The following is a 23,413-nucleotide window of genomic DNA, read 5'->3' as shown; positions in this document are numbered from 1 at the left end:
CAGAACCGTCCCCACGCTTCTCAATCTATTTTAAATTTATTTACTTGATCTTGAAGTTCTGTAGCAACTTTTAGTAGGTTTTCCGAAAAAGACTGAATATTAGTGATATCCAAAGTATGCTTTTCTATAGAAGTAGAAACGTTGTACACTTGTTTCTCTGCTTTTTTAGCAATTGAAGACATTTCTTCGAAAGAAGCCTGTACTTCTTCTGTACCAGCTGACATTTGCTGGGCTGTAGCATTGAACAAATCAACCTGATTTACTACATGGAGGGCTGAGTGTTTTATCTTATTAAATACTTCAACTGATTCATTTAATAATTTCACACTATTTTCTACTTCCGCAAAAACTTCATCCATATTTTGTACAGAATTTGTTGTTTCTAACTGTATATTATTTACAATGTTCTCTATACCTTTTAAGGAACTGGTTGTTTCCTCTGCTAGTATCCTAACTTCATCAGCTACAACTGCAAAACCTCGCCCATATTCACCTGCTCTAGCCGCTTCAATTGCTGCATTTAAAGCTAGTAAGTTTGTTTGTGAAGCAATTTGAGAAATTACTTTAACAATATTGCTAATTTCTGAAGAAAATACGGATAAATTATTCACCAGTGCCTTTGAGCCTTGAACAGAATCATAGACCAAATCCATTTGAGATGATACTTGTTCTATAGAACGAATGCCTAGATTAGCATCATCTACCGTTAACTGTGATGCGTTAATAACGTCTGTTGCAGTTGCAGCAATATGCTGGACACCTTCTGTTAGCTCACTGATAGCTTGAAAGCTTTCTTCCGAACTTAAAACAGTAGTTTTTGCCCCATTACTTACCTGGTTCATTTCACCAATGATCTGCTCGTTTCTAAACAACGTATTTTGGAAGTTGCTACTTAAAGTTTTAGAAGTATCATGCAGTGTTTGAGTGCTAGTATTGATACTTTTTATCATTGAATTCATTTCTTGAACCATCTGTTGAAAAGCAATGGCAAGACTTCCTATTTCATCTTTTCTCTCTTTCGCTTTAAATGTAACAGTTAAATCCCCTTGTGTAACTAACTTAACCTGATCTTGTAAAATTTTAAGCGGTTTTACTAGAAAGCTAGTTACAACATAAAGTATTAATACGGATAATATAGAGGCAAAAATAGTCAATAATATAGCTTTGGCTTTACTTTCTGATAACAGATTAACTACATTAGAAACATCAAAATCTGCTCCAACTACTCCAATAATATCTCCATGTTGATTTTTAATCGGTGCATAGGCATAAACTAACGTTCCCCACTCGTCGGAAAACGTAACTTCACCAAACATTCCTTCACCTGTATTATAAACATCTATTACGATAGGAAAGTCTTCTATGGTTTCAATTTCACCAAAGTTTGAAGCATTAGGATCGCCAAGAGGCATACCATCAACAACATAAGTAAATTCTTCTCCATTTTCACTATAAACTTTAGTCATCGTATATAAATATGTAAGCCCAGTCATTTCTCTAAGTTCATTTAATTTAGCCCTTAATTCATAATAGTATTCTGAGTTTTCACCCTCAGTTAATACATCTCCAAAACGTTCCACATCTATAGTTCTTACAGCACTTTCGGCAATTGTTTTTGCTTGTAGCCCCAAAGAATATTCAACTACTTCTTCTGAATTGTTAAAAAATAAAAATCCTAATACTGAAACTATGATAATAAAAACAATTGAAAAAAACACCGTTAACTTAGTTTGAATACTTTTCAATTTAATCTTTCCCCCGCCTAATTTAGTGTTATTACTATTTAATATGTTTTTTAAATAAGAGTAAATATACTTTACCAATAATTTCTTCTATACTCAATACAGTTAAATTAAAAATTATTTCAACTTAGAGTACTGCGTGGTGATAGCACCCCTTTTCAAAAAAACCAGGTTTAGGACCTTGAATCCTTTACCTGGTTTCTTTTGAATAGCATTGCTGTGATAAACTATTAGGAAGCACCAGAACCGTCCCCATGCTTCCCTAAAACAAGTAAAAGGACTCTTTTCCTAGGTGATGGGTGTAATCTTGAACTAGTTTTTCTAAGTTTGTGGATCTATCTAGAGTGATCCAGTCATCAACGCTACCTAAATAGCAGAATCTTTCTACCTCAAATATGCGTTCATCTTCGTCGATTAAAACAAAACGTAATTGTGTATCATATTGTTTATATTTATTTAATAGGTGCTTTGGGATTAATCCATTTGCAAATGAGTTATCTACTGTATATATATAAACAATATCCTTCTTAATATCTAGTTTAAAATCTTCTATTTCAGAGTATTTTTCTATACCGTTTTGGATAATCTCGATCTCTTTAGCATCTATGTACTGTTTGATTTTCTTTTTCAAATACACTTTCCCATTAGGCTCTTCATAGATTTCAAATCCCTTTGGAATATCCTCAATATCAGCTGCACCTTTTGATTGTTTAGAGAAATGAAAGGTCGTATTTCCTTTTTTGGTTTTCTTACTATGCAAAAAATAGGTCTCTCCTCTAAAATTCTCATAAGCTACCGGCATGTGTACCCTCTTTTCATTTGTAGTTTGAACTTCAAAAATAGCTGCCACTACTCTACATCATCCGTCATATCAGCCATTTTCACCTGTATCTGAAAACCTTCATAAGCTCTTACCATTTGCCCCAATTGTTCCCATGTATAAGGCTTTCCATCAATACTAACTAATGGCTTATCTTCGTTAGCTTCATCATAGTCCAACCTTCCAATTATTTTATCATTTTTAATAGTTTCTACTTGTTGTCCATTCGGAAACTTATTTATTGTGACATAGGACGTAGTTATCCCATGCTTCACTTTTTTCTAGTAACTGTTGAGTTAATACCCTTTGATTGCAGGCCAATTCACCATGAACAGCAAATTTATAGCCAAATTCCTTATTTTCCTCTGCTTCAATAAAGATACCTACTGGATCAAGTCTTCGTCTAATAGTAAATTCTCTTCTAACCCCTACATAATCGGTAAGCGAAAAAGATCCCGTGGGAAGAGCTAACTTCACATTCAGTATTACAGACATTAGATTGTTGTAGCAATCTAAGCATAACCTCCTGCACTTCATCATTGGCTTGCTTCTTATCTTTTACAAGTTTCACACGTCATGCCTTTTCTCACACTTTTGGAAACAATCTTTCCTAAAAATAAAAATATCAAAACATCAGTATAATACAACTTCCAACTTAATAGAGGTCGCTTGTCCCCCTTTTTCCACTTTCGATGTATTTATATAGTGAAGGAGGTGATAAGCATGGAAAACATCTTACAAACACGTTTAACTTTACACTTTTATGGCGGTGTTGATGGTGAAGGCAAGGAAATCTTCAAAACGAAGACCTTCCCGAATGTTGACAACACAGCCACAAGCGAACAACTGAAGCGCGCAGCTCAAGCATTAGCTTCGCTACAGCAGTACACTCTTGAAACTATTACACGAAACAACCAGTACGATATCTTCAACTAATCTAACAAAATAGCAAAACGAACGGAGGTGATTTAAGATGGCGAAAAAAATTGAACTAATTTTCAAAAATGAAGCTGGAAAGAACGTAGTCCTATCGTTGGACAACCCTTTTGAACCAGTAAACCCAGCATTAGTGGCGCAGGTCATGGAACAAGTCATTGCCGAGAACGCATTTATTTCATCAGGAGGCGCACTAGTAAGCAAGCATGCCGCTAGAATCGTCGAGCGCAACGTGTCTGATATTCAAATCTAGTCATTCTAGAAGCCCCGACCCTTTTTCCTTGTCGGGGTCTTCTTCATTAAAGACAACAATATGAAAGGAGGCAATGAAGATGGAAATATGGCTTCCTCTTATCAGTGAATACGGGTTCCCAGTGATGATTACGTTGTATTTACTCTACCGGATTGAAGCAAAGCTCGATCTTCTTAATGACTCGGTAGCCCAGTTAGCAGTGATCTTACAAGGCAACACACTCGTTGATGAGTCAAAGAAACAGTTCAAATTTAAGGCGTAACAAAAGCAACCAGGTATAGGGTCTAGAATCCTGTACCTGGTTGCTTTTGTTAGGGCATAGCTGTGGTTATTTATCTATTAGGAAGCAGCAGAACCGTCCCCGCGCTTCTTATTCGAACAACTTTTTTAGTCATTCGGTCAACTTCGGCGATTATTCGAACAACTTTTTCAGTTATTCGGCAAACTTTCCACGTTATTCAGCAAAGTAACCCCAAACCACCTGACCCTCACTACGCCGACAGCTTCTTCTCGGCACTTCCACCTTTTCTCCACGCGTAATACAAAACTGGGATCATCAGTATATAGAAAATGGGAAAAATAGCGAATGATATCGGTAGCAATTCTTCTAGATCAAAAAACCGTTTCATTACTAAAAAATGAATATCCCAATAATTCGTCCTAGCCCAAGCGGGATCTCCCTAACTACGATGTAATCTAAACGTTTGTTTTCATACCCTTTGTCTTTTTCAATGGCAGCATAAATGAAAGCATTCATCGACGTCCCGATCATAGTGGACGCGATCGGTTTTATCAGCCCAAAGATAAGCAAGCCAATTATTATTGGAAACACGGATAGAAAAACGGATGCAATAAATAACGCTATTGCCCCAATCGAATAGATTAGAACTCTTCGTTCGGGTTTTGAAATTTTTGCTAGTAATAAAAAGGTAAAGATCGCGACAACTTCTGCACCAAAATTAAATATACCTAACTTCAGTTCGCCCCCAGCTACAATAAAAATCATCATCGATATAAGGAATGTTCCATATACTCCTGAGACAATCCCTTCGCCAAACATGACCAAATACATTCGTTTCCATTCTTTTGAAGGGTTTTTTATTACTTCCCAGAAATAACTTCTTTGTGCTATTGGTTTTCCCTTGATCTTAAAGGAAATAAGAATAGCAAGCACAAAAAACAAACAGGTGACGCTAAAAACTATGAAGTATCCCGCTAATCCCTCAAATTGCTCAATTAATAAACCTGAAAATAAAGGCCCAATTAATCCACCTGCCGTTAGCATCATCCCTTCAACATATAAAAACTTATCTCTTCTTTTATCTGTCGTTAAGTCCAATACAGACATATGTGCCCCGACACTAAATAAACTTACAGCCATCCCTAACATAAATCCTACCAACATGACATAGTTTGCAAGTGATGTTTGAAACAGAATAATTATTAAATAGGTGAATATATAAAACAAAATTCCTACTCTTAATGTCGTCATCGGACTAGTCTTTCGTGCTAAACCTGCACAAATTGAAAAATTGAGCATAATCGACAATGAAAAAGAGAGACTATACATCGCAAGGAGAGTAAAGGTTTCATCTAATCTCCAAAGAAAGACACTAAGAAAGATTCCCGAAAGTGCATTCCCAAATGAAAAAAATGTATTCATAAATAAATACGCTTTTACAGTTGGTGAGAATGATTTAAATAATCGTAGCATGATAGCTCTCCTGACCTATTTGTAAAATTGAGGGCCAGTTGCCGTTAGTAGGCACCTGACCCTAGTAAATATTAAAGAGTTATTTCGATAAGATTGGTTTCATCGGTAAGTTTGCTAGCTAATTCAGCTTCCTGAATATAGAAACCACCTTGGCGATAACGATTGCTTACTTCCTCAGCTGCGACTGCTTCGCCATTAATTCGTACACCTTTTTCCCCGTTAGTAGATAAAATGTATACAAACGTTACCGGACGTTCGTTTAGCCTATAATTAAATGTTAGTCCATCAAATCTTTGCGGTAACATTGGATCAATGACTACTCCCCCTTTTTCAGGACGAATTCCTAAACAGTTCGAGATCAACTGATTCATATAAATTCCAGGGCCGCTCGAGTAAATACGCCATCCGCCCTTCACTTTAACAGAGCCGTCACGTAACTGATCAAAGTTCTCTTGCGCTTCATAACGAGTATTAAATTTACCATCAGAACTACTAAAGTAAGCGTTGCTTTGACGATAATCTGCATTTGGAACAACATCTTTAAGCTTAACAGGATTAATTTTTTGAAGGCCGTCCCAAACTTCCTCTACCTTCCCTAACTTTGCCATCGCCTCAACAAAACGAATATGAGCGTGTACGTACTGTAAACCTACTTCTCTTCCAAAATTGGCTGCAGTTTCTGCACGTTTAAAGTGGTTACTTACACCACCACTGTAATTCGCCGGTCTATCCATTAAACGGACACCATCCGGGCAGTAAAGCTGTTCTTTAATTAATTGATAATGCGCTTCTGCCTGTTCTGGATTTAATAATTCACTAATCATACTACGAGTCATTGGAAGAAGGCGATAATTGATCCGAGTTTTCGTATCATCTGGATGGAGCATGTATTCTACTTTTCCTGGCTCCTCCATGTAAATAAACCCAGGAATCACTTCGGTTTGCAACATATAGCGATTGAAGTCAGCTTCAATTCCAGTAGCTAAAGCTTCTAATTCCGCTGCTTCCTCACCATTGATGTTAGCCAGTACTTGAGCTAACTGCTTAAGTACTTGGTAGGATAATGAGACTGTCCAGCTACTAACCATGTATTTTTTCAATTGTGCATTCGCTGGTTGAAGCGTGTCATCCCAATCACCGTCGCCGTAAGATGAAAGGTGCGTTCCATGTAAGAAATGATTTTTAATATAGTCAATTTGCTTTTTCGCATGGTCCAAAATCGTTGCTTTTTCTTCTGTAAACTCGAAGCTTTCGCGATTTGTATAAGGGACCATTTCTTCTAAAATACTTACATCATTGGTTGTATTTAAATAGTCACCTAACACCTTTAAAGGCCAAACGATAATGTCTCCGTGACTTTCCTCTTGTTGGATTTTAAAATATTGATCGAACATGAACCATTGTGGCCAGTTCCCATTGTCTTCGTATTGGTGAGAATACACCGTTTTAATAATGTCTTTGACGATATTATATTTTTGGGTTGCCATAAAATACTCTGTCGGTCCTTGGCAAACATCACGAGTTCCCCAAGCTGCACCACCGTATTGCTCAAGGCCATGCGGTACAGAGTAATGGACTAACATATTGTGCGTATACCACCAAGCAAGAGAATTCATTTTTTCTAATTCACTCGGAATAGTATCGTTTAATGATAATTCAAAACCATTCATCACCTCACGATAAAAATCACGGTATCGTTCAATTTCAGCATCAATATTTTTCTTCACATACGGTAGATCTTCCCCATGCAGAAGCCCCTGGAATGTCATCGACCATTCGTTAGTTGCTTTAACTTCAAGTACAACTAGTGGTGCTGAAGTTGGTGTAGAATTAGCTACCAAGATGCTTTCGTCACGTAAGGTGTACTCCGCACCATCAACATGAATTCGATACGCCAAATTCGGGTACACTCCGGCACTATCTGAACCTGGTGTAGCAGTGATCGTCAAAATCTGTCCTTCTTTTTCTAGCTGATAAGGCACTTCATACTCGTTGTTATTCATTGAGATCTGATTCGTCACTACAAAGCGATACTTTTTCCCACTTTTCGAACGAACATCTAATTGAACTTCAGGAGTATCAACTGTTGTAAAGTTAGAAATAATGAACGTTTCCGCTTCTGTTTTGTAGTACCAACGTGCATAGTTAAAACCAATTTCAAACAAAGAGGGCATTGTCAGCAAATGATATGTTCCTTCTAATTCAACATAAATACGTTGTCCTGAGGTTTTTGAAACGTTCAATGCATTTCTGGTATTGGTTAACATTTTATTAAAAGATGTGTTTCCTACGACAAGCTGCGAGTTAAACACACCATACATATAAGAAGTTGTCGTAATTGTATCACCTTTAAGCTGATCGTTTTGCCCACTCATCAATATGTGGCCATGTGGACGTTCAACTACTAGCTCTTTTTCTTTTAACACGATATGCTCATGTGTTGGTGTGAAGAAAGATAAGAGACTTTCGTCCTTCCATTCTTCCTGGATACGATTAGGAAATAGTTCTTCTAGGTCTTCCGTAGTTACCGAAATCGTTTGTAGTGGCTTTCCAATTAAATGTGACACCGCAACTTTCTCAGTTGTAAAGCTTCTATCAGCCTTAACCATTTCAACCTGTTCCCACGCCTTTGTTACTTCATCACCAAATTCTAAAGAAGTAATCGCATTTGGATAATCTGGTTTGAATAAGCCGTAAAAGACAAACTGTTTTTCCTCTGCAAGCATCGCCTTTTCAGTTTGTAGCCCTGTATAAGCGAATTCATACTGATAGACTTCGTTTGGAAGAGATGATTTTTGTAACACTTCGGGCTCATTTGTTTCTTTATAGGACAGACCGAAAAATTGGAAGCCGTCAGTCGAATACCCTACCGCTTTCGTCAGTGAACCTTGTTGCAAATAAGGAAAACCACCTGATTGCTTCTGGTTTTGCCTCGAACAAGCGACGTACCCCTTTGAAGCATCTTCGAAAATAACATGGTCAATATATTGCGACAGATACGCTTCATTTGTTCGAACTGCCCCTTTATCGGCAATTCCTACGTCTTGACCATACATCAGATCAACTTCTACATTACTTCCAGTTAAACTTACATCCCAAAACCAAATCCCATGTTCAGTTAAATGAAAAGCAACTTGGTACTCAACTTCTTCGAATGTCCCGTAATAAATCACTTGTTGTTCTCTAAATTGGACTTTACTATTTGAACGAACCCCTAATAGTGGAGCTACTTTTATTTCTCCTTCATGATGCACTCTTACATAAATATTATTAAAGGATCCATCAATTGTATTTGATAACCATTGGTTAATTAATGTATTATCATGGGTTGCTTCATAAAGATCCCCCGTATTTAAAAAGGTAAAACTATAGTTACCTGCTTGAATGTTTTTGTTTTTCGTTGCCAATGCTGTCTCCCCCATTCGTTATTTCTCCAGTACAAAACTTGCGGCCTGTACTTGCTGACTATTTGACCCTACATAGACAAAAAATTCGCCTCGGTCACTCTTATATTCTAAATTGGCGTGATGATAACGTAGACTCTCTTCTGTTATCGTGATTGATACCGTTTTTGCCTCACCAGGCTCCAACCAAATTTTTTCGTATCCTTTAAGTTCTTTTAAAGGACGCACGACTTCTGCCGCCACGTCGCGAACGTAGAGCTGTACGACCTCTTCTCCTGCTACATTACCTGTGTTTTCTACCTGAACAGAAACAGTTATTGGTTCTGTTGGAGTAACCACTTCTGATGACAAGGATAATTCACGATAAGAAAAACTAGTATAACTAAGACCGAAACCAAACGGAAAAAGCGGCTCATTTGGTATGTCAAGGTACTGTGACACATAACGTACTTGAGCGTCTGATGCATCCTTTGGACGACCTGTATTAAAATGATTATAGTAAACTGGTACTTGTCCAACCGAGTGAGGAAATGACATTGTTAACTTTCCTGATGGATTCACATCGCCATACAGTAAATCAGCGATGGCCGCTCCACCTTCCGTTCCAGGAAACCATGCTTCTAGGATGGCATTTGAATGTTCAATTACTCCATGTAAATCAAGAGGACGACCATTAAATAACACGGTAACAATTGGTTTTCTTAAATCCTTGAGCTTTGAAATGAGTGTTAACTGCGCTTCTGGCAGTCTTATATCGGCTCTAGAACCGGCTTCGCCACTCATGTCCGAATGCTCACCTAGGGCTAACACAATGATATCCGCCTGCTCGGCTACCTGAATTGCTTCCTGCCATTGCTCCTCAGTGATTGTATCAATATCAGCACCTTTAGCTGTAAAAAGATTAGCTTGGTCTAATTTTGTTTTAAAACCATCCACTAATGTAACAGCATCCTCTTTAGAGCCTAGCCAAGACCAAGGACCTAAAATATCGCCGTTTACTGCAAATGGACCAATTAAGGCAATTTTCTGCTCAGTGTTTAAAGGAAGTACTTGTTCATTTTTTAATAGAACACAAGATTTCGTTGCTAGTTCATATGCTGATTGACGATGTTCCTCGCTCATCACAAGCTTTTGTTCTAACTCTTCGTTGGCATCGCGATACGGGTTTTCAAATAAGCCTAGTTTATCTTTTAATTTTAAAATCCGAAGAACCGACTCATTAATTATTTCTTCACTAACAGACCCATTGTCTACCAACATTTTTAAATTTTTTACATAGCAGGAAGTCGACATTTCGATATCTACTCCAGCTTCAATTGCTTTCAATGCAGCTTCTGATTCATCAGCCGCTACACCGTGTGGAATCATTTCCTTTACCGCTCCCCAATCGGAAATAAGGACACCATCAAACTTCCATTCATCTCTCAGTAAATCACGCATTAATTGTTTATTTCCTGTCGCTGGTATTCCATCAACCGTATTAAATGCAGTCATGACCATTTCGCAACCTTCATCAAGGGCAGCTTTGTACGCTGGTAAATGAGATTGCCGTAATTCTCTTTCTGACATATTGACAGTATTGTAATCACGACCACCTTCTGGCGCTCCGTAGGCTGCAAAGTGCTTCACACAAGCTGCCACTCGATATGCTTCATTTTCTAAGCTACTCCCTTGAAAGCCACGAACAAAAGCTTTGGCAAACAGACTATTTAAGTAAGAATCTTCACCAGTAGATTCCATTACTCTTCCCCAACGTGGGTCCCGTACTAAATCAACCATTGGAGCAAATGTCACATGAACTCCCGACACAGATGCTTCTTTCGCAGCGATTTCTGCACTCTTTTCAGCAAGCTCTAAATCCCAAGAGCAGCCAATGGCAAGTGGTACTGGAAAAATTGTTTTATAGCCGTGAACCACATCTGCCATAAAAAGTAATGGGATGCCTAAGCGGTTTTTTTTCAAATAAGCTTTTTGGATATTAATGACTTCTTTTGCTCCAGAAGCTCCGAGAACCGAACCACTGTTAGATATTTCTTCTTCATTTAAACCTAGCCCAGCTAAAGGACCTGTGATTTGACCTTCAGATTCTGCTCCTTCAAAAAATGGAGTTGCTAATTGCATGAGCTGTGCAATTTTTTCGTCGAATGTCATTTGTTCTAGTAAATCTTTTAGTTTCGTTTCGTTCACGTTTCAATCCTCCAAGTCTTCTGTCTTTAAGGCTCTTTTCGTAAACATTGCTCCTGCGGTTACTCGTCGCACAAAAAAAACTTGTTGCTTTTTAACCTAGGCTCTTTTCGTAAACATTGTTGCTATTTAACCAAAGATATTTAGAAAAATCCCTTAGTTGAAGAATTCACCCAGTAAAGTAAATAAGAAAAGAGCAATGCTTACTCAATAAGTAGTGAAATCTTAGTGTTCATGTGTAAAAATCCGGCTTTTGGGATTTTTACGAAAGCAACAAACTTTACGAGAACAGCCTTAACCTAAAATAATTGGAAAAATCGCTTAGATGAAGAATTCCCCAGTAGAATAAGTAAGAAAAGAGCAATGCTTAATAAATAGTGATATCTTAGTGTTTATTTAAGCAACAAACTTTACAAAAACAGCCGTCTTTAATGATCACCTCTAACGATTATCAAATGAACCGTTCTTTATCAGCCAACACTCGGCGGTAGATTAACCAAATTTGAAAGTATATGATCGTAGGGATAAATGCCAAAATCCCTAAATAAGGCAACAAAAATACAAATAGCGCAGTTACAAGTAACAATGTGAAAAGTAAGAGTGTCAAACCGATGTGTCTCACAGCAAACATCATACTTAATGCGACGATCCTCTTCGTTGATGCCTGTAACATGACATGAAAAGGAATGATATACACATAAACCATGAATGAAATAATCAGAAGTAAAATGGTGATTGCCATACCAAACGTGGCGAATCCACTATTCCCCTCACCTGTCACTATTGAATAATAGTAGTAGGTTGATACAGCTATTAGACCCCAACCAAAGAAAATTAAATAACTTCTAAAGAAGTATTCTTTGAACCCATGGAAGAATTCTTTCCACAAACCTCCACCTTCTCCTTTTACCCATTTATATAAAACATGGTATAGGGCAAAGGTAGCTGGTGGAATGGTTATCATCGGGAGGCATACAATGACCCATAGAAGGTTTACTAACCAAAACTCTGTAATTGTATCTAGCTTTTCTTTGAATGCAGATTCATAAAAGCCTTTCATTTTCCTTCATTCCTTTTTCATTTTGATCCTTACTTATTGATTTAGTAGTTCCAGCTGCGTTTGGGCTTCTACTCGTATCGTTTCATTTCTGCCAAAGGCATCTATAGCAAGCTGAAAGACCGCTTCAGCCTTCCCGTACTGCTCATTTTCGATATAGAGTTTTCCAGTTTGAATAAGAATTTCCGGCAAATGTCGATTGCTCACGCGAAAATATTGCTGAAACAGGGCAAACCCCTCATCGGCAGTTAACTTGTCATAAATGATTTCGTTAATTTTTTCTTCGGCTTTATAATAGACAGACGGCTTAGGAATTGCCCATTTATTCGCCCACGCTACTAGTACCTGTTCGTATCCACCTGTGTAGACATATTCTCTAAGCTCAGCATCATAATGGTCTCCACCCTTAAGCGCTAACCCAAACTCACCATTCTCAAAACTTTCTGTAGCCTGATCATAAAATCCGAGAGAGTTTTGATAGCTTTCAAACCAAACAAGGCTATATATGAAAATAAAACCGATAATAACAGAAAAAACTGTTATGATAACTTTTTTCATCCTCTCTCCCCCTTACTTCAAGCCTACGCCTGAAAATGCCTCAATAAAGTATCGTTGTAAGAAAATAAATACCCCAACAACCGGTAGCGTTACTAGAGTAGTCGCTGCCCAAAGTTGTTCTAAAAATTGTCCTGGAATCGTTGTCTTAAAAGAATAAAGCCCTAATTGCAATGTATACATTGACTCATCACGTAAATATAAAAGTGCCATAAACAAATCATTCCAACTTCCCATAAACGATAAAATCGCTACAGTTGCCAACACTGGCTTTGCCATCGGTAGAACAACTTTCCAATAAATTTGAAATTCATTTGCTCCATCCACTCTAGCAGCTTCTATATAAGCTGTTGGGATTTGTGTCATAAACTGACGGATTAAGAAAATATTATAAGCACTTACAGCAACCGGGATGATCATTACTTGATACGTGTTAACCCAGCCAAAACCATATAACATCGAGTATGTTGGGATTAATAGTAAAATTGAAGGGATCATCATCGATCCTAGCACAACTTTAAAAATGACATCTCGACCTTTAAATCTCAGCTTACTGATGGCGTACGCTACCATAGAATTTAATAGAACGTTTAATACCGTTACACACGTAGCGATAAATAAACTATTTTTAAATAGCACGCCAATGTTTAAGGCAGTAAAGACCTTAATATATCCAATAATTGTCCATTCCTTAGGTAACGACATCGGATAATGCATAATTTCCGTCCCTGTTTTAAATGAGTTTAAAATCATAAAAACAAATGGATACATGACGACAATAGCTCCGAACGTTAATAAGAAATAGATACCTAGTTTCGATAGGTTTTTCTTTTGTTTTATTGAAAAGCTTGCCATTATGCAAACCTCCTTTACTCATCTTCGTTGCGATTAATAAGCAACCATTGAACTGTCGTTAAGATTAAAATTACAATCGCAAGAAGTAAACCAATTGTAGAAGCGTAACCCATTGACATTTCATCAAAACCTTGTTTGTACAAATAAAGAACTGGTGTCAGTCCAGCATTATAAGGTCCACCTTGTAGATCAAATATCATGAACACCTCTGTAAACATCTGCATTCCGTTAATCACGTTCATTGTCATGACAAATAAAATTTGTGGCTTCAACAAAGGCAACGTAATCTTCCAGAACTGAATCCACCAGCTAGCACCGTCTACTTTTGCTGCTTCGTATATCTGTCTATCGATCGAAAGCATACCACCTAATAGAATGATCATTTGGATCGCGAACCATTTCCAGCTATTAAAGACAGCTAACATTGGCATCGGTAACCACTTTTCAAATGTCCAATACACAGGATTGCTGATGATATTCATTTGTAATAACGCATGCTGTACCGGACCATTGGGACTTGCTAAAAATTCAAAGATAATCATCGCTGCCGCAACTGATGTGACAATAGGTAAAAAATAAATTGTCCGAAAAATTGAAGCGCCTTTCGTGATCTCTTTTAGTAATAATGCTAGTCCTAGCGAAATCACAAATGTAAGAAAAATAAAGATCGACTGGTTATAAATAATATTAAAAATAGATTGCCAAAATAATGGATCTTGTATCCCTCTAACCCAGTTCCCGATCCCTACGAATTGCGCTTTATGCGGTTCAATAACATTTACATTTTGAAAACTCATCTTTATCGCTAAAAACATTGGATACGATAGGAAAATTAAGAAATAAAGAATCCAAGGTAAGGAAAAGAGATAGCCCCACATTGATTCACGGTTTAAAGATTTAAACATTCCAAACCCCTTCCTTCTTAGCTGAACATTAGCTGTAGCTAAAGTTGTTGTTACTGTAAGTTGATTGATGAGCTCGTCCAAAAAATAAAGTGTCAGTCACCTCAGTTACTTTATTTTAGTTAGCGTCAAATTTTCCACTCCTAAAATATTGCGTTACTTGAGATGAGCTGACACTCATGGGGACACCCCATCAAAAGATTGTTTTATTATCTGTCTAGAATATCTCTAGCTTCAGCTGCTGCATTTTCAACAGCTTGTTGAACTGATATTTCTTTTTGAATGATTGATTTAATATAATTTTGTAATAATAAATTACTAATATCATCTAATTCAGCAACCGCTTCGTTTGGAATTGTGTGTTGTAATTGCTGAACGAATGGTTGAATATCCTCTGCTTTAAAGTACTCATCTTCTACTAGAGAGCTTAGAGTAGGTAACTGCTCTAATGCTTTCAGAGACTCTAAATTAATCTCATCTTCCATCATGAATTTAATTAATTCAAACGCTAATTGTTCACGTTCTGGATTGCTTCTGAAAACCATTAAAGAACGACCATCTAAAGTAGACCAATGTGTATCTCCTGCATTTACTACTGGAATTGGTGCAATTCCAACGTCATCACCAATGACCATTGGATGATCTTTTGCTTCTTGTAAATTCGCTTTCCAACCATAACCAAACTGTAACCACATACCTACATTACGGCCAAAGAATTCATTGCCGTCCATTGTTGATGGTGCAAATGCTTGAGCTTTTTCCATAAACTCATAAAACTCTACTAATTTTGCTTCCTCTTTATCAAAGATAATATCAGTACCTAACTCATTAAATAATTGATACTCAGCATTGTTAAAGTTGTAGTAGATTTGGGAATTCATTGTCCAATACCAACCGCCCCATGCTAGAGCTTCGTTCCAAAATACGTTTCCGTAAACATTTGATCCTAGATTGTTAATTTTTTCAGCATACTCTAAATACTGTTCAAACGTTTCTGGAGGACTGTTTGGATCAAGACCCGCTTGTTCGAATAAAGCTTTGTTATAAATCATCATTTGTGTTGTAGCATTCCAAGGAACATAATAACGTCCACCGAAATCTTCGTGGATGTATTGAGGTGCAATACGATCAAACAACTCTTGTGAACCTGGCATATTTTTTAAATCTACAATTAGATTATCTCTTGCAAACTTCGCTGGTTGGTAACCAAATACTCCAACTAATACATCGGGAATATCTCCTGCAGCAATACGCGCTGTCAGCTGTCCGCCGTCTGGCTCTTGTTCAACAATTACATTCACATCAGGATGTAATTCTGTAAACTTTGGCGCTACATAATTTCTAACATGGTCTAAATAATAACCACCTGATGGAACCATGATTTTTATATCACCACTTAAGGCCTTCTCTTCATTTACGTTTTCATCTGTTGAACTTTCGTTTTGTTTTTCATCTGGTTGTGCTTCATTTTGATTATTTCCACCGCACGCTGCCAAAATTAACACTAATAAAGCTAATAATGATACGATACTAAATAAACTCTTCTTCACAATTTTTCCCCCTTGCGTAGTAAGTACATATTTTTTTTATATTCAAACAGAACCTATGGAGTTGTTTTGCTTGGCACTCCACATGATTTCCGAATGATTATTTCCGTCGAAAGTTTATAATACTTTTCGTTCATCTGTTGTTCGATGAGCGATTGGAATAAAATATGTGCAGCTAATGTCCCCATCTCGTATTTGGGTTGCCTTACTGTCGTTAACCCTGGAGTGACATACTCAGCTATCTGAATATCATCAAAGCCAACCACACTAACATCACCGGGAACATTTATCCCCTTCTCTTCAAACGCTTTCAATCCACCTATAGCCATTTCATCATTCGCATAAAAGATCGCTGTAGGTAGATCTCCTTGTGCAATTAACGTTCTAGTGGCACTATAACCACCCTCACGTGTAAAATTACCTGAGATATTCCATTTTGTTTCATAGGAAATCCCATGTTCCATTAATGCTCGTTTATAACCTTCAAAACGTTTCTTGTTATCATAGGAATAATTCGAACCACTGATGAAAGCTACTTTCTTATGACCGAGATTTAACAAATGCTCAGTAGCCAAATATCCGCCTTGTTCATTGTCAACCTGAACCGTTAAAAGTTCCTCACCATCAAGATAGCGATCCAACAACACAATCGGAAATTTTTCTCTTTGTGAAGACTTAATTATGTCATCGCTTACATTGCTAGCTAAAATAATGACACCATCTACACGTTTTTCCTTTAGGAACTTTACAGCCGTTGACTCAGGTCCACCTAAGGAACTACAAGCAATTAAGTCATAGCCATTAGCAATCGTTACTTCTTGAACACCTTTTATTAGTTCTGAATAAAACGGTCCAGATAAATCATTTAAAATCAACGCGATCGTTTTTGTACTGCTCCGTTTCAAATCCATGGCTGCTCCATGTTTTTGATAATTTAATTGTTTGGCAGCATCTAACACCTTTTGCTTCGTTTCTTCACTGACTTTATCTTTCCCATTCAAGGCAATTGATGCGGTCGAAACAGCAACTCCAGCTAATTTCGCTACATCCTTAATTGTCGCCAAAAGTCTCACACCCTTTAAATCTAAGTTCTGAAAAGAAAGCGCTTCAATCGAAACGTTTCGATTACCTTACAAACAAATAATATAACGATTTAAAAACAATGTCAATAGATATTGAACAGATTTATCGAAACGTTTCGAAAGTCTTCTCCTGTTTTTAAAAATGCCTGTTTTCGCATTAATTGTTGTTTTTATAACCTAGCAATAAATAATTCACCAGGTTTACCGGCATTTTTCCTGACTACCTTTGGAATGTGCAGCAATCATTTTGCAGGATTCTCTAGCTGCTCTTTTCCTCGCTTTTTTACATTGGTCCATTTCTGTACCAAATTCAGTGGTGGTTCCTTTATCGCCAGCAGTGTGTGGTTCCTTCCGATTACCATGACGATTAGTCATGATTTCCCCTTCTTTGATTAGATACTTTCTTCCTAGGAAAAGAATTGACTGGTAACTATTTTTATAATGGTTCTATTTTTAAAAAAAATTATTCCTAAATGGAACATAGTTATAACAGATTTTGCTTTAATTTAGTTTGTTACTTACGAAAGCTCTTGAACAACTGACTCGCTTTAGTGTTAAACATATGGGGATATGTAATGCTAATGAGCCTCATGGTATCTCTCGTTCAACCTTCGAACGAATGATTCATAAAGCCAGACAATTGGGGTTTCTCTCGGTATTTCACAGAATGAGGTCTTTGCCACAACTTCTATGTGCTTCACCGCTTTGACGGAGCGTTTGAGGAAAAATTGACAGAACGTAACCACCGAAAAATCCATTATTACCCACCAATCAACCAGACAAATAGACTACATAAACTTGAAACAAAAATAAAAATATACAAGAGCCTCGTCCAGTGCCGTTAGAAGAATTAGACAATACCTACGTACCAAGCCACATTCCAACTGACTTCACGAAAACCGTCAAACCATTCTTTAATCACGCCAAGCAAATCTGTAACCTCTGGGATCGTACCATAATGGCCTATTATCGATGAGATTTGATGATCCAATCGAATAGCTTCTCCCGATCATCTTTAAAGCCTTCAAAGAAACCGTATACCGCTAAAACAAAGACAAATTAAAAAAGAATTCCTCCATACTTCTACGGAAACTTGGCAGGACTATTTGTTGTAGAAAAACGAAAGTTAGTGTCTAAAAAAAGAGGTGCTAGCCGTTAGCTAGCACCTGATTAGCATTTTTAACTTGGCAAAAACTTAGAGGCACCTATACCTATTATCGCTAGAAAAATTAATCAAACGATTGATTAAAACTAAAATAGCTCATTTCAACTGAAACTATTGATAGAATTAATCAAACGTTTAATTAAAAGTAGCACCCTACTCTTTCTCACTATAGTGATTTCATTATTATCTAGGACCAACTACCAAACTTACAATTTTTGGAAAACTTCGGTATGTCACAGTGGACGCCCCTAACAGCAGCCCAGTAAAAAAAACTACTGGGCTGCTCTGTCAAATACTCTCCTTCTACAAATAACAGGTAGTGACTAGAACCAAAAATAAATTTGCTGTTCGGTGGGGGCGCAGTGACAACATATTCAAGGTAGATAATTAATGGTTTGCCGATTGAAATTAGGTAACGTCTCCTTAGATTCTAAGTAAGTTGAAACCCAATAAAATCCTTTGTCTTGAATTTGTGATTGTAAAAATAAGTTACCGCATAGACTAGCTAATTCTACACTGTTTTTCTCACATGCTGTATTCAGAGCTTGTATTAATCCCATTCTTTCCAGGTGCTGCCCATAGTTGTGCTCAGATAGTAATTCCTTTTGTAAACGTAGCTGCTCGATTTTAACCTTGGCTTCGGAAGCAATCCGACTTCTTTCTGATTTTTCTTGCTCTCGAGCAATCCCGTATTTAGTTAATCCATTAATTGCCTCGTTCAATGCCTGAGTAATTATGACGTTTTTCATTACAATTCTCCTAAGGTAGATTTAATAAAGTCCAGAACTTCTTGTGATGACTGGGAAACTTCTCCTTTATATAGAATATCAGTGGAAACAATGATGTATAAAAAAGTTATATAGACCATTCCAAGTTTTTGTGTGTTGCTATAAACTGGTTGGTCAGACATAGCAATTTTTCGATTGACTGCATTCAGATTAATGGCAAGCGTTGTCGTAATAGCGTGAAACTCTTTAATACGAGTTTCTACATAGTCTAGTGCAGTAATACGAAGTTTTAGCTCTTCGTTGGCTTGAAGAATTTCATTTTTTAATATTTTTGCCTCCGATAGGTTACTTTCAGCTTCAAAGGTTCTAAATAATAAGAAAGGCGCGTACAATTCGAAGTTAGTTCTGGGTGCTTCCGGAATTTGAAAGGCATAACGATTTGAGAATTGATCTTTTACGGGAACAAATTGAAAGTAATGCTGTTTCAAATTTTGTAATCGATTGCTAAGAGAGGCGCTAGCAACGTATCGTTCAAATTTAGCCATTTCATTTTGTAAGCAACTTTCTTTTAATGAATGAAAAGCTCGTTCTGTCAGTTGTAGTGATGTAAATTTTCTTTGGTAGCTGTCTTTTGTTTGATTGTAAGTGTGACGTGCTGAAGTTACCATCGAATTTGCCATTCGATTTTTTTCATAAGTTGGGATATAGTTATCTTTCCCTTTTATTACCTCATGATAAAATCCTAAGGTAGCATATTCTCCAAGATCTTTAATATCCTCAAAAATTTCTCTAAGTAGTGACATAGCACCATCCGCCCTCTCATTTAAATGGTAATTATTTACCATAATTGACAGTTTTCTAATCCGAAATACCTAAAAAATGTTCTGGTGAAAAAATTTTTTGCGACCTGGTTTGCTATGTTCTCTAATTCACTAACTACTTAATCTGATGTTTTAGGGACTTATTGATTTAAAGATAACCTTTTTCAATACACACCCACACTTTAGTAAATACAAAAATCTACATTTAATCTCTTACCTCTGACATGAGTAGAATTTTTCCAATAGAAAAGAGAAATAACCACCCCCACGACCAATGGATTAGCGGTTATTGCAACTTTAATCCTTAAGGTTTCAGCCGATCATCGTGTGGCATGTTGTTGCAGTGACTGAGTATTTGGTTCACTCACTTGTGAGTAAGCATGCAGCTAGAATTGTCGAGCGTAACGTGTCTGATATACAAATCTAGTCATACTAGAAGCCCCGACCCTTTCCTTAGTCGGGGGCTTCTTCATTAAAATCGACATTATGAAAGGAGGCAATGAAGATGGAAATATAGCTTCCTCTTATCAGTGAATACGGGTTCCAAGTGATGATTACGTTGTATTTACTCTATCGGATTGAAGCAAAGCTCGATCTTCTAAACGACTCGGTAGCCCAGTTAGCGGTGACCTTACAAGGTAAAACGCTCGGTGAAGAGACAAAGAAACATTTCAAATATAAAGCATAACAAAAGCAACCAGGTATAGGATCTAGAATCCTGTACCTGGTTGCTTTTGTTATGGCATAAGCTGTGGTTTTTTATCTATTAGGAAGCACCAGAACCGTCCCCACGCTTCCAAAAGTTAATTAAGATTGTCTACTGCTGCTCTTTCGATTGCAAGTCCTTTCGTGTACCGTTCCATAAATTGCTCAAAGCCTTTCACATCTCTCGGATGAGGAGACATAGTTTTTACAGACTGGCCCGCAAATACTTTCTGACTTAAATAGTCTTCCAACGTTTCATTGTCACCTCTGTTAACCACATAGGATGCCAGGAGTGCAATTCCCCATGCTCCCCCTTCTCCTGCAGTTTCCATAACGGATACCGGAACATTAAGAGCGGCGGCCATGATACTCTGTCCAACACCTTCTGTTTTAAACAATCCCCCGTGCCCTAAAATTTCATCCAGTTTTACTTTTTCTTCTTCAAGCAGAATTTCCATACCAATTTTCATGGCTCCAAATGCTGTAAATAAATGAACACGCATAAAATTAGCAAGATTGAAATTACTATTTGAAGAACGGACAAACAATGGACGGCCTTCGTCAAAATGGGTCATGTGTTCACCAGAAAGATATCCAAAAGATAATAGACCACCGCAGTCAGGATCTCCTTGAAGGGCTTGTTTAAATAACGTTTCATATAACTTATTTATATCCACTTCCATACCCATTGCTTTTGTAAATTGTTCAAATAGTCCAACCCAAGCATTCAGGTCTGAAGAACAGTTGTTAGAGTGAGCCATCGCTACCAGATTGCCTGTAGGTGTCGTCACAAGATCAATTTCAGGATGAACTTTCGACAAAGCGTTTTCCAATACAACCATTGCAAATGCAGAAGTACCGGCAGAAACATTACCAGTACGCTTAGCTATACTGTTTGTAGCGACCATACCAGTTCCTGCATCACCTTCTGGCGGACAGAGTGGTATTCCGGCCTGGAGTTCCCCTGTAATATCCAAAAGCTTTGCTCCTTCTTTTGTGAGTACTCCAGCACTCTCTCCAGCTACTAAAACCTCAGGTAAAACATCTTCAAGTTTCCATGGTAGATTCTTTGCTGCAACCAATTCATTGAATTGATCGATCATTAGTTGATTATAGTTCTTAGTATTCAAATCAATTGGAAATACACCCGATGCTTCACCAACTCCCAAAACCTTCTTTCCCGTTAGCTTCCAATGAATGTAACCAGCTAGAGTTGTCAGGAAACAAATATCAGAAATATGCCCTTCCTGATTCAAGATTACTTGATACAGATGAGCAATACTCCATCTTTGAGGAATATTATAGTTAAAAAGTTTAGTCAGTTCTGTTGAAGCCCGTTCAGTAATATTGTTGCGCCAAGTCCGAAAAGGAACCAGAAGTTCTCCAGTTTTGTCAAAAGCCATATAGCCATGCATCATCGCACTAAAACCGATTGCACCTACTGAATTTAAGGTGACTCCATATTGTTGTTTTACATCGTTAGCCATCTTTTGATAGCAGTCTTGTAATCCGATCCAGATTTCCTCAACACTATAGGTCCAGATATTGTTTACATAGCTATTCTCCCAATCATGACTTCCAGATGCAATTGGTACATTTCCCTCTCCAATGAGTATTGCTTTAATTCGGGTTGAACCAAATTCAATACCAAGTGCTGTTTTACCATTTTGTATAGCATCCTTAACATCAATACTCATATAAGCTTCCCCCCACTAACACATTAATTTATGGAAGTTTCATATTCTATTACTATTCTCCAAATATAATCACATTTGGCCATAATAGGCATTTGCACCATGCTTACGCAAGTAGTGTCGATCTAATAATGTCTGATCCATAAGTGGTGCGTTTGGATTTATCATGATTGTTTTCCAAGCCATAGTTGCTACTTGTTCTAAAACCACTGCATTATGAACAGCATCTTGAGGGTTTTCCCCCCAAGTGAATGGAGCATGCGAATGAACAAGTACACCGGGTACACTGTTTGGGTTTATCCCATAGGATTTAAACGTTTCCACAATCACGTTCCCTGTTTCCATTTCGTATTCTCCTAGGATTTCCTCTTTTGTCATTGGTCTTGTACATGGAATTTCTCCATAGAAATAATCTGCTTGTGTTGTCCCAAAAGTAGGAATTGGTCTACCGGCTTGTGCCCAGCTTGTAGCAACAGTAGAATGGGTATGAACGATTCCACCTATTTCAGGAAAAGATTTATATAATACCAAGTGTGAAGCTGTATCTGAAGAAGGTCTTAAATCTCCTTCAACAATATTTCCATCTAGATCAACTACTACCATGTCACTGTTTTTCATTTCAGAGTACTCAACACCACTTGGCTTAATAACAACAAGGCCTTTTTCACGATCAATCCCACTCACGTTTCCCCATGTAAATGTAACAAGTCCATGTTTAGGGAGTGCAAGATTCGCCTCGAGCACTTCTTCTTTTAATCGTTCTAACATGAATATCAGCTCCTTCTATGTTTTTTGAACATAACTGGACTGTAAGTATCTGTGTTTTCCGTTATTGAAACTATTTTTATAAACCCAAAAGAACGTGGCGGGTTACAAAAAAATACCGAAAAGAATAGTAGCACTATTATCTTCGAATAAATGAGTTATGTGAATCTGTATCCAGTTACGTTCTAACAATAATATCCATTTTTCCTAGTTATGAGAAAGTGTGTTGAAGCTGGATATCTTCTCAAAGACTTGGCTCGCCAATCTTAATAAGCGTTGTTTTTACCACCATAATCTTTAATAAAATCAATAAAAGCATTAATCCATGATCTAAAGAAAAAGAACCATCAAACCGGTTCGGTCATACTGCTCACTGGTAGTCAAGTAACCTTTGTAGTTATTCTAAAATTAACTGGAACTCCAGTGAACAAAAATGTCCATCAACCTTCTGAAAACCTAATGAGTTTTTGCCAAAATCTGTTTC

The 23,413-nt window shown here is 37.3% G+C and carries 23 protein-coding genes; 4 read left to right on the top strand and 19 right to left on the bottom strand.

Annotated features, from left to right (window positions below; translation table 11 throughout):
- Positions 1–20: 20 nt before the first annotated feature.
- The 4 genes from H1D32_RS07555 to H1D32_RS07540 all read right to left on the bottom strand — a co-directional run bounded on the left by H1D32_RS07555 (position 21) and on the right by H1D32_RS07540 (position 3,102).
- Positions 21–1,745: a methyl-accepting chemotaxis protein gene (locus tag H1D32_RS07555; RefSeq protein WP_261177663.1), complete on the bottom strand. Its 1,725-nt coding sequence runs from the start codon at positions 1,743–1,745 to the stop codon at positions 21–23.
- A 259-nt stretch (positions 1,746–2,004) separates the two neighbouring features.
- Positions 2,005–2,502 carry a hypothetical protein gene (locus tag H1D32_RS07550; RefSeq protein WP_261177662.1) on the bottom strand — a complete coding sequence of 166 codons (498 nt, stop codon included), beginning with the start codon at positions 2,500–2,502 and terminating at the stop codon, positions 2,005–2,007.
- Positions 2,503–2,591: 89 nt separating this feature from the next.
- A complete protein-coding gene (locus tag H1D32_RS07545; protein WP_261177661.1) occupies positions 2,592–2,741 on the bottom strand; it encodes a DUF7713 domain-containing protein in 150 nt (49 codons plus the stop codon).
- A 55-nt stretch (positions 2,742–2,796) separates the two neighbouring features.
- On the bottom strand, positions 2,797–3,102 hold the full coding sequence (locus H1D32_RS07540) for a DUF7686 domain-containing protein (protein WP_261177660.1): 306 nt from the start codon (positions 3,100–3,102) through the stop codon (positions 2,797–2,799).
- A gap of 183 nt (positions 3,103–3,285) precedes the next feature.
- Here H1D32_RS07540 and H1D32_RS07535 point away from each other — a divergent pair, with 183 nt between their 5' ends.
- The 3 genes from H1D32_RS07535 (at position 3,286) to H1D32_RS07525 (ending at position 4,013) form a co-directional block, all read left to right on the top strand.
- The gene (locus H1D32_RS07535; RefSeq protein ID WP_261177659.1) at positions 3,286–3,498 is read left to right on the top strand and encodes a DUF1659 domain-containing protein; all 213 of its coding nucleotides are present in this window, start codon (positions 3,286–3,288) and stop codon (positions 3,496–3,498) included.
- Positions 3,499–3,535: 37 nt separating this feature from the next.
- Positions 3,536–3,751: a DUF2922 domain-containing protein gene (locus tag H1D32_RS07530; RefSeq protein ID WP_261177633.1), complete on the top strand. Its 216-nt coding sequence runs from the start codon at positions 3,536–3,538 to the stop codon at positions 3,749–3,751.
- Positions 3,752–3,830: 79 nt separating this feature from the next.
- Entirely contained in the window at positions 3,831–4,013 is a 183-nt protein-coding gene (locus H1D32_RS07525; RefSeq protein WP_261177658.1) for a YvrJ family protein, read from the top strand.
- A 369-nt stretch (positions 4,014–4,382) separates the two neighbouring features.
- Here the strand turns inward: H1D32_RS07525 and H1D32_RS07520 are convergent, their stop codons facing one another.
- From H1D32_RS07520 to H1D32_RS07460, 13 genes are all read right to left on the bottom strand, one after another.
- Positions 4,383–5,465 (bottom strand): MFS transporter, encoded by a 1,083-nt coding sequence (locus H1D32_RS07520; protein WP_261177657.1) that lies wholly within the window; start codon positions 5,463–5,465, stop codon positions 4,383–4,385.
- Between the two features lie 71 nt (positions 5,466–5,536).
- Positions 5,537–8,887 carry a GH36-type glycosyl hydrolase domain-containing protein gene (locus H1D32_RS07515; protein ID WP_261177656.1) on the bottom strand — a complete coding sequence of 1,117 codons (3,351 nt, stop codon included), beginning with the start codon at positions 8,885–8,887 and terminating at the stop codon, positions 5,537–5,539.
- Positions 8,888–8,890: 3 nt separating this feature from the next.
- Entirely contained in the window at positions 8,891–11,056 is a 2,166-nt protein-coding gene (locus H1D32_RS07510) for a glycoside hydrolase family 3 N-terminal domain-containing protein (RefSeq protein ID WP_261177655.1), read from the bottom strand.
- A 448-nt stretch (positions 11,057–11,504) separates the two neighbouring features.
- Positions 11,505–12,113 carry a YesL family protein gene (locus tag H1D32_RS07505; RefSeq protein WP_261177654.1) on the bottom strand — a complete coding sequence of 203 codons (609 nt, stop codon included), beginning with the start codon at positions 12,111–12,113 and terminating at the stop codon, positions 11,505–11,507.
- Between the two features lie 33 nt (positions 12,114–12,146).
- Entirely contained in the window at positions 12,147–12,668 is a 522-nt protein-coding gene (locus tag H1D32_RS07500; RefSeq protein WP_261177653.1) for a hypothetical protein, read from the bottom strand.
- A gap of 12 nt (positions 12,669–12,680) precedes the next feature.
- Entirely contained in the window at positions 12,681–13,520 is an 840-nt protein-coding gene (locus H1D32_RS07495; protein WP_261177652.1) for a carbohydrate ABC transporter permease, read from the bottom strand.
- A gap of 14 nt (positions 13,521–13,534) precedes the next feature.
- Positions 13,535–14,425 carry a carbohydrate ABC transporter permease gene (locus tag H1D32_RS07490; RefSeq protein ID WP_261177651.1) on the bottom strand — a complete coding sequence of 297 codons (891 nt, stop codon included), beginning with the start codon at positions 14,423–14,425 and terminating at the stop codon, positions 13,535–13,537.
- A 206-nt stretch (positions 14,426–14,631) separates the two neighbouring features.
- Positions 14,632–15,972 carry an extracellular solute-binding protein gene (locus H1D32_RS07485; RefSeq protein WP_261177650.1) on the bottom strand — a complete coding sequence of 447 codons (1,341 nt, stop codon included), beginning with the start codon at positions 15,970–15,972 and terminating at the stop codon, positions 14,632–14,634.
- 53 nt (positions 15,973–16,025) lie between these two features.
- Positions 16,026–17,033: a LacI family DNA-binding transcriptional regulator gene (locus H1D32_RS07480; protein ID WP_261177649.1), complete on the bottom strand. Its 1,008-nt coding sequence runs from the start codon at positions 17,031–17,033 to the stop codon at positions 16,026–16,028.
- 219 nt (positions 17,034–17,252) lie between these two features.
- Positions 17,253–17,426, bottom strand: coding sequence for a hypothetical protein (locus H1D32_RS07475; RefSeq protein WP_261177648.1), 174 nt, complete (start codon positions 17,424–17,426; stop codon positions 17,253–17,255).
- Positions 17,427–17,901: 475 nt separating this feature from the next.
- Positions 17,902–18,042 carry a hypothetical protein gene (locus H1D32_RS07470; RefSeq protein WP_261177647.1) on the bottom strand — a complete coding sequence of 47 codons (141 nt, stop codon included), beginning with the start codon at positions 18,040–18,042 and terminating at the stop codon, positions 17,902–17,904.
- A 548-nt stretch (positions 18,043–18,590) separates the two neighbouring features.
- A complete protein-coding gene (locus H1D32_RS07465; RefSeq protein ID WP_261177646.1) occupies positions 18,591–18,965 on the bottom strand; it encodes a hypothetical protein in 375 nt (124 codons plus the stop codon).
- Positions 18,965–19,747 (bottom strand): hypothetical protein, encoded by a 783-nt coding sequence (locus tag H1D32_RS07460; protein WP_261177645.1) that lies wholly within the window; start codon positions 19,745–19,747, stop codon positions 18,965–18,967. Before H1D32_RS07460 ends, H1D32_RS07465 begins: the two co-directional genes overlap by 1 nt.
- A 544-nt stretch (positions 19,748–20,291) precedes the next feature.
- Between H1D32_RS07460 and H1D32_RS07455 the strand changes: the two genes are divergently transcribed.
- On the top strand, positions 20,292–20,453 hold the full coding sequence (locus H1D32_RS07455; protein WP_261177837.1) for a YvrJ family protein: 162 nt from the start codon (positions 20,292–20,294) through the stop codon (positions 20,451–20,453).
- A gap of 115 nt (positions 20,454–20,568) precedes the next feature.
- On the opposite strand, the gene H1D32_RS07450 is transcribed toward H1D32_RS07455, so the two are convergent.
- A complete protein-coding gene (locus H1D32_RS07450) occupies positions 20,569–22,167 on the bottom strand; it encodes a xylulokinase (RefSeq protein ID WP_261177644.1) in 1,599 nt (532 codons plus the stop codon).
- 69 nt (positions 22,168–22,236) lie between these two features.
- Positions 22,237–22,932 (bottom strand): L-ribulose-5-phosphate 4-epimerase, encoded by a 696-nt coding sequence (araD, locus tag H1D32_RS07445; RefSeq protein ID WP_261177642.1) that lies wholly within the window; start codon positions 22,930–22,932, stop codon positions 22,237–22,239.
- Positions 22,933–23,413: the final 481 nt, after the last annotated feature.

Source organism: Anaerobacillus sp. CMMVII (genome assembly GCF_025377685.1).
Classification (GTDB): Bacteria; Bacillota; Bacilli; order Bacillales; family Anaerobacillaceae; genus Anaerobacillus.
Note: the sequence above shows the minus strand (reverse complement) of the source record. Positions and strands in the feature narration are given on the sequence as shown.

Coding starts and splice junctions, on each gene's coding strand:
- H1D32_RS07540 (WP_261177660.1), bottom strand. CDS start 3,102: ATGATGAAGTGCAGGAGGTTATGCTTAGATTGCTACAACAATCTAATG.
- H1D32_RS07535 (WP_261177659.1), top strand. CDS start 3,286: ATGGAAAACATCTTACAAACACGTTTAACTTTACACTTTTATGGCGGT.
- H1D32_RS07530 (WP_261177633.1), top strand. CDS start 3,536: ATGGCGAAAAAAATTGAACTAATTTTCAAAAATGAAGCTGGAAAGAAC.
- H1D32_RS07525 (WP_261177658.1), top strand. CDS start 3,831: ATGGAAATATGGCTTCCTCTTATCAGTGAATACGGGTTCCCAGTGATG.
- H1D32_RS07520 (WP_261177657.1), bottom strand. CDS start 5,465: ATGCTACGATTATTTAAATCATTCTCACCAACTGTAAAAGCGTATTTA.
- H1D32_RS07515 (WP_261177656.1), bottom strand. CDS start 8,887: ATGGGGGAGACAGCATTGGCAACGAAAAACAAAAACATTCAAGCAGGT.
- H1D32_RS07505 (WP_261177654.1), bottom strand. CDS start 12,113: ATGAAAGGCTTTTATGAATCTGCATTCAAAGAAAAGCTAGATACAATT.
- H1D32_RS07500 (WP_261177653.1), bottom strand. CDS start 12,668: ATGAAAAAAGTTATCATAACAGTTTTTTCTGTTATTATCGGTTTTATT.
- H1D32_RS07495 (WP_261177652.1), bottom strand. CDS start 13,520: ATGGCAAGCTTTTCAATAAAACAAAAGAAAAACCTATCGAAACTAGGT.
- H1D32_RS07490 (WP_261177651.1), bottom strand. CDS start 14,425: ATGTTTAAATCTTTAAACCGTGAATCAATGTGGGGCTATCTCTTTTCC.
- H1D32_RS07475 (WP_261177648.1), bottom strand. CDS start 17,426: ATGACTAATCGTCATGGTAATCGGAAGGAACCACACACTGCTGGCGAT.
- H1D32_RS07465 (WP_261177646.1), bottom strand. CDS start 18,965: ATGAAAAACGTCATAATTACTCAGGCATTGAACGAGGCAATTAATGGA.
- H1D32_RS07460 (WP_261177645.1), bottom strand. CDS start 19,747: ATGTCACTACTTAGAGAAATTTTTGAGGATATTAAAGATCTTGGAGAA.
- H1D32_RS07450 (WP_261177644.1), bottom strand. CDS start 22,167: ATGAGTATTGATGTTAAGGATGCTATACAAAATGGTAAAACAGCACTT.
- araD (WP_261177642.1), bottom strand. CDS start 22,932: ATGTTAGAACGATTAAAAGAAGAAGTGCTCGAGGCGAATCTTGCACTC.